This is a genomic window from Micromonospora sp. NBRC 110038, assembly GCF_020884815.1.
In the GTDB taxonomy this organism is placed as follows: Bacteria; Actinomycetota; Actinomycetes; order Mycobacteriales; family Micromonosporaceae; genus Micromonospora; species Micromonospora haikouensis.
Genome location: NZ_BBOL01000004.1, coordinates 127,461 through 139,338 on the forward strand (window position 1 = coordinate 127,461; position 11,878 = coordinate 139,338).

Annotated in this window: 10 protein-coding genes; 6 read left to right on the forward strand and 4 right to left on the reverse strand. The window is 75.4% G+C overall.

Annotated features, from left to right (window positions below; all coding sequences use genetic code 11):
* Positions 1-26 precede the first annotated feature (26 nt).
* The 4 genes from LPU61_RS16225 to LPU61_RS16240 all read right to left on the reverse strand — a co-directional run bounded on the left by LPU61_RS16225 (position 27) and on the right by LPU61_RS16240 (position 4,996).
* Positions 27-710 (reverse strand): SGNH/GDSL hydrolase family protein, encoded by a 684-nt coding sequence (locus LPU61_RS16225; protein WP_043969567.1) that lies wholly within the window; start codon positions 708-710, stop codon positions 27-29.
* Between the two features lie 40 nt (positions 711-750).
* Positions 751-1,773 carry an exo-alpha-sialidase gene (locus LPU61_RS16230; RefSeq protein WP_229405372.1) on the reverse strand — a complete coding sequence of 341 codons (1,023 nt, stop codon included), beginning with the start codon at positions 1,771-1,773 and terminating at the stop codon, positions 751-753.
* Positions 1,774-1,973: 200 nt separating this feature from the next.
* Positions 1,974-3,242, reverse strand: a complete 1,269-nt coding sequence (locus LPU61_RS16235) for an MFS transporter (RefSeq protein WP_229405373.1) — start codon at positions 3,240-3,242, stop codon at positions 1,974-1,976.
* 125 nt (positions 3,243-3,367) lie between these two features.
* Positions 3,368-4,996, reverse strand: coding sequence for a class I adenylate-forming enzyme family protein (locus tag LPU61_RS16240; RefSeq protein ID WP_229405374.1), 1,629 nt, complete (start codon positions 4,994-4,996; stop codon positions 3,368-3,370).
* Between the two features lie 380 nt (positions 4,997-5,376).
* Between LPU61_RS16240 and LPU61_RS16245 the strand changes: the two genes are divergently transcribed.
* The 6 genes from LPU61_RS16245 (at position 5,377) to LPU61_RS16270 (ending at position 11,793) form a co-directional block, all read left to right on the forward strand.
* Positions 5,377-6,648, forward strand: a complete 1,272-nt coding sequence (locus LPU61_RS16245; RefSeq protein WP_043969569.1) for an SGNH/GDSL hydrolase family protein — start codon at positions 5,377-5,379, stop codon at positions 6,646-6,648.
* Between the two features lie 70 nt (positions 6,649-6,718).
* Positions 6,719-7,936: a cytochrome P450 gene (locus tag LPU61_RS16250; protein WP_229405375.1), complete on the forward strand. Its 1,218-nt coding sequence runs from the start codon at positions 6,719-6,721 to the stop codon at positions 7,934-7,936.
* Positions 7,937-7,949: 13 nt separating this feature from the next.
* Positions 7,950-8,948 carry an alpha/beta hydrolase gene (locus tag LPU61_RS16255; protein WP_229405376.1) on the forward strand — a complete coding sequence of 333 codons (999 nt, stop codon included), beginning with the start codon at positions 7,950-7,952 and terminating at the stop codon, positions 8,946-8,948.
* Positions 8,941-10,092: an alpha-hydroxy acid oxidase gene (locus LPU61_RS16260; protein ID WP_374199685.1), complete on the forward strand. Its 1,152-nt coding sequence runs from the start codon at positions 8,941-8,943 to the stop codon at positions 10,090-10,092. The genes LPU61_RS16255 and LPU61_RS16260 overlap by 8 nt, the downstream gene beginning before the upstream one ends.
* Positions 10,093-10,112: 20 nt before the next feature.
* Positions 10,113-11,471, forward strand: a complete 1,359-nt coding sequence (locus LPU61_RS16265; RefSeq protein WP_229405377.1) for a PLP-dependent aminotransferase family protein — start codon at positions 10,113-10,115, stop codon at positions 11,469-11,471.
* A gap of 61 nt (positions 11,472-11,532) precedes the next feature.
* Positions 11,533-11,793, forward strand: a complete 261-nt coding sequence (locus LPU61_RS16270; RefSeq protein ID WP_043968905.1) for a hypothetical protein — start codon at positions 11,533-11,535, stop codon at positions 11,791-11,793.
* The last annotated feature ends 85 nt before the right edge of the window (positions 11,794-11,878 follow it).

Sequence of the window (11,878 nt, forward strand, 5' to 3'; positions counted from 1 at the left end):
TCCCCGAGGGCCGCCGCCGGGGGAGGTCACCGGCGCGCGGCGAGGTGCGCGCCGAGACGGCGGACCGTCTCGGCGGCGGCGATGGCGTCGCTGCGGGCGCTGCCGTGCCGGCCGTCGCCGCTGTACAGCGTCGGGTCGGCCACCGCCGGGTGGTCGGTCAGGTGCACGTGCAGGGTGCCGAGCCGCTCGCCCAGGGCCCGGGTGTGCGCCGCCAGCCGGCGCATCCGCTCGCCCAGGCCCTCCCGCAGCCGCGCCGGCACCGCCGGGCTGTGCGACACGTCGAACATGCCCACCGTGACCACGTCCGCCCCCGCCGCCTGAAGGCCGGTGACCATCGCGGCCAGCTCCGCGTCGACGGCGTCCGCGTCGTAGGCGGAGCGGAACGCGTCGTTGCCGCCGCACACCACCAGCGCCAGGTCCGGGGCGAACTCCACCGCCGGGGCGAGCTGGGTGGCGCGGACCTCGTGCGCCCGCAGCCCCCGCAACCCCAGATTGAGGTACGCCAGCCCGGGGCGGGCCGCGTCCAGCTCGGCGGCGATCCGGTCGGCCCACTGCACGTCCGGGTACCCGTCGACGGGCTCGCACAGCCCCTCGGCGACACTGTCGCCGAGCACCACGAACCGCCGCCACGGGTGCCCGGCGAGCAGCCGCGCGCTCTCGCCCGCGCGCAGGCAGTACGGGTCGGTGGCTTCGGTGCGGCTCGACGGCATGATCGGCACGCTAGCCGACCCGCCCGCCGCGTCGACACCCCTACCCGTCGAGCGTCACCTCGGCCAGGTACACGCAGGTCCGCTCCTCGTGGGAGGAGTAGTAGCTGACCCGCAGCACCCCGTCGTGCCAGTCCAGCCCCGGGTAGCCGCAGTCGCCGCCGGAGGGCAGCGCCACCAGCTCGGTCAGGACGCCCCGGTGCGGGTCGACGGCGCAGACGGCGGTGCGCGGGCCGCCGTCGAGCAGGCGTACCCCGGCGACGAGGCGGCCGTCGGGCAGCCCGAGCAGGGCCGGCCCGCCCACCCGCACCCCGAGGTCGGTCCACGTCCAGTGCCGGTACGGCGGGCGGGCCCGCCCGAGCTGGGCGGTGGCCGCCTCCCGGTCGCGGCGCAGCAGGCAGGTGGCGGTGCCGTCGGGGCCGAAGACCAGCCCGGACTCGTTGGGGTAACCGCCGAGGAAGAGGGTGTCGACGACCGGTTGCAGGTCGAGCCCGTCGCCGCTGCGGTAGAGCCGGACGAACCGGGGCTCCCGGGTGGCGTACCCGATGCCATACATGGCCCCGCCGTGCCAGACCGCCTGCCACACCCAGATGTCGCGCTCGCCGACCGGCATCGGCTCGCCCCAGCGCTGCCCGTCGGCCGACAGCCAGGTCAGCGTGCGGAACGTCGCCGGCCCCGCCTCGCGCCCGGTGGCCCGTCCTGCGGCCTGCCCGGCCACGTCGCCGGTGCCCGCGTCGCCGGTGCCCGCGTCGTCTCCCGTTGCGGTGACCGCCGCGGCGAGCAGTTGCAGCCGGCCGTCGGGCCGGGTCACGAACCGGGGATCGCGCAGGTCGGTGGCCGCCCGCTCCAGCCGGGCGACCGGGGACCAGTCCCGCCCGTCGGCGGAGGCGAGCACCCGGATCGCGCCGTCGGCGGAGAGGTGCCCGGCGCCCTCCCGGTACGCGCACAGCCACCGGCCCCGATGACGGACCAGGTCGGTGAAGGCGTTGTGCCCGGCGGCGTCGCCGATCCGGCGCACGGTGCCGAGCCGGGCGGTGGCCACCGGGCTGTCGGTCGATGACGGCATGGTTCTCCTCGCGGGTCGCCGGTCCGGTCGCGCCCGGGGAGGCAGTCGGTGCGACCCGACCGGCCACGGTAGGCGCACCACCCGACGCGACGCGGGCCCGCCGGAGAACACGGGGCGAACATGCGAGGAAGCCATGTCGGGCGGGTGGGGGTATCCCGGCGCGCGGATACCCCCACCCGCCCGACATGCCGAGCAGGCCCCTACCCGGCGGGCGGCGCGGCCGGCGGGGTCGGGGCCGGGCGCGACCGGCCCGCGCGCAGCGGCCCGGCGAGCAGCGGCCCCACGGTCAGCACCGCGCACAGCACCGCCATCACCAGCAGCGCCGGCTTGAGGCCCAGCACGGCCACCGACCAGCCGCCCAGCAGCGCGCCGACGGGCAGGCCGACGAACGCCAGCGAGCCGGCGATGCCGAGCACCCGGGTCTGCAACGCGTCGGGCACCCGCTCGTAGAGCGTCGCCCCCAGCAGCGGGTTGACGGCGGCGATGCCGATGCCGGACAGGAACGTCACCACCAGCACCACCACGAGGTGGTCGGTGACCGCCATGGTCAGCAGCCGGGGCGCGCCGCTCATCGCCGCGCCGACGGCGAAGACGAGCGTGCGGGGCAGCCTCGGGCCGACCATCGTGAACACCACGTTGCCCAGCAGCGCCCCCGCGCCGAACACCCCCAGCACCAGGCCGAAGCCGGCCGGGTCGCCGAGCACGTCGCGTACCCATACGGGGATCCACACGGCGGTGTTGGCGGCGGCCATCATGTTCAGCGCGGAGACCACCAGCAGCATGGCCAGCAGCACCCGGTCGGTGCGCAGGTAGGCGAACCCGGTGCGCAGGGCCCGGAAGTAGCTCTCCCGGGGCGCGGCGGGCGCGTCGGCGGCCGGCGGGCGCACCAGCAGCCCGACCAGCAGCGCGCAGAGCGCGAAGGTGCCCGCGTCGATCCAGATGGCCCGGGTCACCCCGACCCAGTCGATGAGCAGGCCCCCGATCACCGCGCCGAAGAGGGTGACGCCCCGGGCCAGCCCGTCGTAGGCGGAGGTGAGCCGGATCAGCTGCACCCCGGCGCGCTGCGCCGCCGGCCGGAACATGACGTGCTTGACGCGGTCGCCGATGCCGCGCAGCCCGCCGGCCACCGCGACGAGGGCGACCAGCGCCCCGAAGCCGAGCCACGGGGTCATCGCCACCACCGCCACGGCCGCCGCGCTCGCGGCGTCCACCACGATGGACGTACGGCGCACCCCGAACCGGTCCGCCCACGGCGTGGCCAGGGAACTCGACAGCATGTACGGCAGGAACTCCGCCGCCGCGACGATGCCCATCTTCGCCGGGCTGCCCGTGGTGGTCAGCACCAGCCACGGGATCGCGATGACGGAGATGCGGCTGCCCAGGTTGGAGATCAGGTCGGCGGCGACGAGCGTGACCAGTTCCCGCCGCGCGGCGGCCCGCTCCCGGTCCACGGCGCCTCCCTCCGCCACGGCGCCTCCCTCCGCCACGGCGCCTCCCTCCGCCACGGCGCCTTCCTTCGCCACGGCCGCCGGGCCGGCCGCGGAACCGGCCGTCGAGCCGGCCTCTGCCCCGGTCTCGGGGACGGCCTCGGTCGTCACGCGGGGCTGCCGACCTGGTCGGCGGGGTGGCCGGCGGCGTACCGGGCCCGCAGCGCCAGCTTGTCGACCTTGGCCGACCGGTTCAGCGGCAGCGCGTCGACGAACTCCACCGCGCCCGGCGCCCACGTCTCGCTCAGCTCGGCGATGACCAGGTCGATCAGCTCCGCCTCTGTCACCGTCGCGCCCGGCGCCGCCACCACGTACGCGTACGGCAGCTCGCCGGCCACCTCGTCGGGCACCCCGATCACGGCGGCGGCGCGCACCTGCGGGTGCCCGGCGAGCACGTCCTCGATGGGCCGGGAGTAGATCGGCCAGCTCCGCTGCCGGGTGAGGATCCGGTCGGCGAGCCGGTCGACGAGGTAGAGGTAGCCGTCGTCGTCGAGGTGGCCGACGTCGCGGGTGCGTACCCAGCCGTCGACGAGGGTCTCGGCGGTCAGCTCGGGCTGGCCGTGGTAGCCGGCGAAGCTGAGCTTCGTGCGCACCCACACCTCCCCGTCGACGCCCGCCGGCAGCACCGCCCCGTCGGCGTCGCGGATCTCCACGGCCACGTCCCCGTACGCCCTGCCGCAGGAACGCAGCCGCTCCGGGTGCTCCGGGTCCTCGGTCAGCCCCGGCTGGGCGGTGATCACGACGGCCTCGCTGAGCCCGTACACGATGCGCAGGACCGGGCCGAAGCGGGCGATCGCCTGGCGCAGGCGGGCGGGCGCGGCGGGCCCGGCGCCCACGTTGAACATGAACATGGCGGAGAAGTCCGCGCCGGGCAGGTCGGGGTGGTCGAGCACCTCGTAGAGCATCGGCGGGGTGACGAACGTCGAGTTGATCCGCTCCCGCCCGACGGTGGCGATGAACGCCGCCGGGTCCCACCGCTCGCGCAGGAACAGCACGCCGCCGCTGAACAGGTTGACCAGGGTGGTGATCTGGCCGCTGGCCAGCCACATCGGCGAGTGGGACAGGTGCCGCAGCAGCGGGATCCCGCCGGAGCGGAAGCCGGCGGCGAGGGCGAGGACCTGGCGGTAGAAGCTTTCCCGGTGGTGCACCAGCTTCGGGGTGCCGGTGGTGCCGCTGGTCTGCAGGAACGACTCCGGCTCCGGCACGTCGATGGGCAGCCCGGCGCCCGCGTCGAGGTCGGCGGCGGCGAGGCCCGGGCCCGGCGAGGCGCTGGTGGCGTCGGGACCCGGCGAGGCGGTGGTGAGGTCGGGGCCCGCGCCGCCGGGGCCGAGGCAGAACACGGGCACGCCGGCCAGGTCGGCGGCGATCCGCGGGCCGAGCCCGTCGCCGTCGCGGGCGTCGTAGACGAACGCCTCCGGCCGGGACAGCCGGACGAAGTCGTCGACCTCGCGGCGGGAGGTGACCGGGGCGACCCACATCGTCCGGCAGCCCAGCAGGTGCAGGGCGAGCTGAAGCAGTGGCCCCTCGACCGCGTTGCCGAGCATCACCAGCACGGCCGCGCCCGGGCGGACCCCGCCGTGCGTCAGCGCGCCGGCCATGCCGCGCACCTGCGCGGCCACGTCCAGGTAGGTCAGTCGGCGTCCGCCGCCCACCAGAGCCTCCCGGTCGCCGAAGCCGGCGAACAGCTCCAGCGCCTCGTGCACATAGGTGGTCGGTCGGTCGGCACCGTCGGTCATCGCCAGCCCCCATCAGCTTCCGGCGGCGGTCGGCGGCGGCCCGGCGGGGCGCCCGCGTCGACCGGCCGCGAGCGGCGTCCCGGCAGCTCAGGGCCGGGACGCGGCGACGGCGGCGCGCTTCGGCGACCGCACCGCCGCCAGCTTCGAGCGTAGGCCGCCCGGCCGCGCCGGGCACCGGGCCGATCGGTGCGCGGCCGCAGCTCGACGTCATTTGATCTTGTCGATCAGGTTGATTGACGCCTGTCAGGGGCGCGGCTAGGTTTCTGGACCATCGTCCAGGAGGCTGTCGTCAGTGGACGACCCTGGGCTGCCAACATGGAGGTTCAATGTCGACTCCGAACAAGTGGCGCTTGATAACGGCCCCGAAGAGATGGCAGGTGATCGCCGCTGCGGCCACGGCGCTGGTCGTGGGAGCGCCGGCCGTGGTGGCCACCGCCGGCCCGGACACCGGGAAGCGCCCCGGCGCACCCGTGTGGGCGGGCAGCTGGGCCGCCGCGGTGACCCGGGGCAACACGGTCGGGCTGACCAACACCGGCCTCAACAACCAGAGCATCCGGATGATCGTGCACACCACGGTGGGCGGTCCCCGGCTGCGCGTGCGGCTGAGCAACCTCTACGGCGAGCAGGCCGTGAAGGTCGGCCGGGCCACCATCGCCCGGCCGGACGCGTCCACCCCGACGGACCTGTCGGACGTGGCCGCGCCGACCGTGAAGGAGCTGACCTTCAACGGCTCCGCGTCGGTCACCATGAACAAGGGCGGGGAGCTGCTCAGCGACCCGGTCGACCTCCCGGTCGGTGACCAGGAGGACCTGGTCGTCACGCTGTACTTCCCCGAGCTGACCGGGCCGGTGACCTTCCACGGCCAGTCGCGGCAGACCACGTTCATCGGCGCCACCGACCTCACCGGTGCCGCCGGCGGGACGGGCTTCACCATCCGCCCCGACTGCTGCTGGATGTTCCTGTCCGGTGTGGACGTGCAGCGCAAGCTCAGCCCCGGCTCGGTCGTCGTCCTCGGCGACTCCATCGCCGACGGCAACGGCAGCACGGTCAACACCAACCGGCGCTGGCCCGACCTGCTCGCCGACCGGCTGATCGACGCCCGCCCCGAGGTGCGTACCCCGGGCGTGCTCAACCTCAGCCTGGCCGGCAACCGGCTCAACCACGAGGGCACCGAGCCCGGCGCGGGCGGCTTCCCCGGCTACTACGAGCTGGGCCCGAACGCCCTGGCCCGGCTCAACGAGGACGTCTTCCCGCAGACCGGCGTGCGGACCGTCGTGACCCACCTGGGCATCAACGACATCTGGATGTCGGACGACTCCGCCGAGAAGATCATCGCCTCGCTGCGGCAGGTCAACCAGCAGGTCAAGGCCCGCGGCCTGACCAGCCTGGTGGCCACGCTCACCCCGTACGAGGGGCACGGCAACCCGGGGGTGTGGACGCCGGAGAAGGAGGCCACCCGCCAGGCGGTCAACGCGTACCTGCGTGGCAGCCACGAGTTCGACGGGGTGCTCGACTTCGACAAGGTGCTGCGCGACCCGGCCCAGCCGAGCCGGCTGCTGCCGGCGTACGACTCGGGTGACCACATCCACCCGAACGACCTGGGCAACCAGGCGATGGCCGACGCGGTGCCGCTGCGCCTGCTCGGTCTGTGACACCGGCGGGGCGGCGGGGGGTGTTCCTCCCGTCGCCCCGTCGCCAACTTCCTGGGGAGGAAGCACCACCGTGGACGTCAAAGAGCTGCTCTCCGGCCTGTACAGCGACCAGGGCCGGCAGAACCCGTACCCCTTCTACGCCGCCCTGCACGAGCTGGGCCCGATCCGCGAGATCCCGAACCGCCCCGAGCACAGCACCGTCAGCGCCGTCGCCGGCGGGTACGACGTCGTCGACCAGGTGCTGCGCGACCCGGAGTGGCTCAAGCAGTCCCCGCCCGGCTGGGAACAGCACGAGATCCTGCGCACCTTCGAGTCGTCGATGATGTTCATCAACCCGCCCGACCACACCCGGATGCGGGCGGTGTTCGCCAAGACGTTCACCCCGCGCCGGCTGGGCGCCCTGGAACCGGTGATCACCCGGGTCACCGACACGCTGCTGGACCGGATGGCCGAGGCGGGGGCCGGCGGCGCCGAGGTCGACTTCGTGGCCGACTTCGCATACCCGATCCCGGCGCTGGTGATGGCCGAGTTCATCGGCCTGCCCGAGGCCGACCTGCCCTGGTACCGCGAGCGGGTCGACTGGATCGACGACTTCCTCGACGTGGCCGGGGCGACCCCGGAGCGGCTGGCCAAGGCCAACACCGCCGCCGCCGAGCTGCGCGGCTACTACCGGGAGCGGATCGCCGAGCGCCGCCGCGCCCCCGGCGAGGACCTGATCAGCGGCCTCGTCGAGGCGCTCGACGCCGGCGGCGTCGACCTCACCGAGGACGAGCTGATCAGCAACCTCATCGTCCTGTTCAACGCCAGCTTCGTCACCACCGTCTACATGTTCAGCAACGGCCTGCCGCTGCTGCTGGAGCACCCCGAGGTGACCGCCGCCCTGCCCGGCGACGCCGAGCTGACCCGGGGCTGCGTCGACGAGGTGCTGCGCATGCAGAGCCCGGTGCACTTCCTGGCCCGGGCCGCGCCCCGCGACACCGTCCTGCACGGGGTCAAGGTCGCCGAGGGCGAGAACGTGATGCTGCTGATCGCCGCCGCCAACCGTGACCCGGCCCGCTTCCCCGACCCCGACCGGTTCGACCCGCGCCGCGCCGGCCCGCCGTCGCTGGCCTTCGGCGTCGGCCTGCACTTCTGCCTCGGCTCGGCGGTGTCCCGGCTGGAGGGCCAGCTCGCCCTGCCCCGGCTGTTCGCCCGCTTCCCCGGGCTGCGCATCACCCAGCAGCCCGTCTACAGCGGCAGCCTGTTCCTGCGCGGCATCGACAAGCTGTTCGTCACCACCGGCGAATAAAGGAGACCCACCCATGCCCCTGGACCCGCAGGTGGTCGCGTACCGGGCCGCGCGCGCGGCGGCCGGCGTCGCGCCGCTGTACACCCAGACCCTCGCCGAGGCGCGCGCGGCCGACCTGGCGGCCATCCGGGCCGGGGGCGGCGACGTCGAGCCGGTGCACGAGGTACGCGACACGGTCGTCCCTGGCCCCGCCGGTGACCTTCCGGTACGCGTGCACCGGCCGGCCGGGGACGGCCCGCTGCCGACCCTGGTCTACTTCTTCGGCGGTGGTTGGACCCTCGGCAGCGTCGACACCGCCGACGGGATCTGCCGCCGGCTGGCCAACGCCACGGGCTGCCAGGTCGTCACGGTCGGCTACCGGCTCGCCCCCGAGCACCCGTTCCCGGCGGCGGTGCACGACTGTCACGCCGCCGTGGCCTGGCTCGCCGCGCACGCCGACGAGTTCGGGGCCGACCCGGACCGGCTGGCCGTCGGCGGGGACAGCGCCGGCGGCAACCTCGCCGCCGCCGTGACCCTGCTGTCCCGCGACGGCGGCGGGCCGGCGTTGGCCGCCCAGCTGCTGGTCTACCCCAACACCGACCAGCGCGAGCGCGCCGAGCCGGCGGGGTCCGCCGATCCCGCCGAGTCCGCCGGGGAGCAGGACCCGCTGCTGTTCAACCGGCACTCGGTGGCCTGGTACCGGGGGCACTACCTGCCCGAGGAGGCCGACGCGGCGAACCCGCTCGCGTCGCCGCTGCTCGCCGAGGACCTGACCGGCCTGCCGCCGGCCCTGGTGATCACCGCCGAGTACGACCCGCTGCGCGAGGAGGGGGAGCGCTACGCCGACCGGCTGCGCGCGGCGGGCGTGCCGGTGGAGCTGGCCCGCTACCCCGGGATGATCCACGGGTTCTTCGCCATGCCGGGGGCGTTCGACGCCGGTCGGCACGCCCAGGACCGGGCCGCCGCGTTCCTGCGCGCCCGGCTCGGCGTCGCCCCGGCGGTGCCGGCCGACGCGGGCGCGGTCGATGGCTGAACCGCTCGCCCCGCCCGCGCCCGCCCCGCCCGGCACCGTGACCGCGCCCGCCGGTGCGGTGCCGTTCGCGGCGAGCCTCGCCGACTTCGCCGCGCTGGCCCGCGAGGTGCTGCCGCCCGAGGTGTACGACTTCGTGGCCGGCGGCAGCGGCGCCGAGACAGCCCTCGCCGCGAACCGGGCCGCCCTGGACCGGGTGGCCGTGCTGCCCCGGATGCTGCGCGGGATCGACCGGCCCCGCACCGACGCCCCGCTGCTCGGCCGGGCGCAGGCCCTGCCGGTGGCGGTCGCGCCGATGGCGTACCAGCGGCTCGTGCACCCCGACGGCGAGCCGGCGCTCGCGGCGGCGGCTGGCGCGGCCGGGGTGCCCTACGTGGCGAGCACCCTGAGCAGCGCCACCGTCGAAGAGATCGCGGCGGCGGCCGGCGGGCCGGTGTGGTTCCAGCTCTACTGGCTGCGGGACCGGGGGATGGTCCGCGAGCTGGTGGACCGGGCACAGCGGGCCGGGTGCACCGCGCTCATGCTCACCGTCGACGTGCCGATCCTCGGCCCCCGGCTGCGCGACGTCCGCAACGGGTTCGCCCTGCCCCCGCACGTGGCCGCCGCGAACCTGCCCGGCAGCCGCGACGACCTGGCGCACGCCGGCACGCCCGGCACCTCGGCCGTGGCCCGGCACACCAGCGCCGCGTTCGCCTCGGCCCTCACCTGGTCCGACGTCGCCTGGCTGCGGGGGCGCACGGACCTGCCGCTGGTGGTCAAGGGCGTCCTCGACCCCCGCGACGCGGTGCTGGCCGCCGACGCGGGCGCGGACGCGGTGGTGGTGTCCAACCACGGCGGGCGGCAGCTCGACGCCGCCCCCGCCGGGCTGACCATGCTGCCGCAGGTGCGCACCGCCGTCGGCGACCGGTGCGAGGTGCTGGTCGACGGCGGCATCAGCGGCGGCGTCGACGTGCTGCGCGCCCTGGCGCTCGGCGCGTCGGGGGTGCTGGTGGGCCGGCCCCTGCTGTGGGCGCTGGCCGTCGGCGGGCGGGCCGGCGCCGACGCCGCGTTCGCGCTGCTCGCGGCCGAGCTGCGCGACGCCCTCACCCTCGCCGGGTGCGCCGACCCGGCGGAGGCCCGCGACCTGCGTACGATCACGGAAGGCTGAACGTGGACGGTGGACGACCGGTGGACCTGAGCGCGGGCGTGGCCCCGGACGACGTGCGCGTCGACTGCGACCTCGACGTGGCCGACCTGCACCCGGCGGTCGGCGACCCCGCGCTGAACTCGATGAACTTCCTCAACGAGGTCGCCCAGCGCTATCCCGACGCGGTGTCGCTGGCCGCCGGCCGCCCGTACGAGGAGTTCTTCGACGTCGCCGACCTGCACCGGCACCTGGAGACGTTCCGCGCCCACCTGGCCGACGACCTCGGCTACGGGCCGGCGCAGGTGCACCGCGCCCTGTTCCAGTACGGCCGCACCAAGGGCATCATCCACGACCTCGTCGCCCGCAACCTCGCCGTCGACGAGGAGATCACCGTCGACCCGGAGTCGATCGTGGTGACGGTCGGCTGCCAGGAGGCGATGCTGCTGGTGCTGCGGGCGCTGCGCGCCGGCCCCGCCGACGTGCTGCTCGCCGTCGCCCCCACGTACGTCGGGCTGACCGGCGCGGCCCGGCTCGTGGACCTGCCGGTGCGCCCGGTGGCCGGCGGCCCGGCCGGGATCGACCTGGCGGACCTGCGCGAGCAGGCGCGCCGGGCCCGCGCCGAAGGGCTGCGCCCGCGCGCCTGCTACGTGATGCCCGACTTCGCCAACCCGTCCGGGGCGAGCATCGGCCTGGCCGACCGGCGGCGGCTGCTGGACCTCGCCGCCGCCGAGGACCTGCTGCTGATCGAGGACAACCCGTACGGGCTGTTCCACGCCGACGGGGCGGCGCGGGTGCCGACGCTCAAGGCCCTCGACACCGGGCGGCGGGTGGTCTACCTCGGCTCGTTCGCCAAGACCGTGCTGCCCGGGGCGCGGGTCGGCTACGTGGTCGCCGACCAGCGGGTGCGCGACGCCGACGGGACCGTCGGGCCGCTCGCCGACCAGCTCGCCAAGATCAAGAGCATGGTCACGGTGAACACCTCGGCCATCGCCCAGGCCGTCGTCGGCGGGGCGCTGCTCGCCCACGGGTGCAGCCTCGTCGCCGCCAACACCCGCGAGCGCGCCGCGTACGCCCGCAACCTGCGCCACCTCGTCGACGGCCTCGCCCGGCGGTTCCCGGCCCCGTCGCCGGTGCGGTGGAACGTCCCCGCGGGCGGCTTCTTCGCCGTGGTGAGCGTCCCGTTCCCCGTCGACGACGCGCTGCTGCGCCGCTCCGCCGAGGACTACGGCGTGCTGTGGACCCCGATGGCCCACTTCTACGACGACACCGCGCCGGTGGCCGCGCTGCGGCTGTCGATCAGCGCCGTGACGCCCGCGCAGATCGACGCCGGCCTCGACCGGCTCGCCGCGTTGATCACCGACGAGCTGGCCCGGTCGCCCGTCCCGGCGGCGCGCCGCTGACCCCGCACTGTCGTCGTTCCGCCACCCCCCGTGCGCCACGCGCCCGGGCGGACCGGCCATAATGGACCGCATGGTCGCATGGGAGTACGCACTGTTGGTCCGCCGCTACCAGGGGCAGGGGCGCAATTTCCACGTCTCGTTCGTGTGGTACGGCCCGGACGGGTCCCGCACCGACATCACCGCGTACGGCGACACCGCGATCGCGCACCTCAACCGCGCCGGCCGGGAAGGCTGGGAGCTGGTCTCCGCCGCCGAGGACGTGAACAACGTCCAGGGCAGCACCGAGGTCCACCGCTACCACCTCAAGCGCCCCATGGCCTGACACCGACCGCCCGCCCTCCGGGGCCGGCCCGGCGTCCCGCCCCGCCGTGCCGCCCCGCCCCGGTGATCAAGAGAAAAGCGTCAAA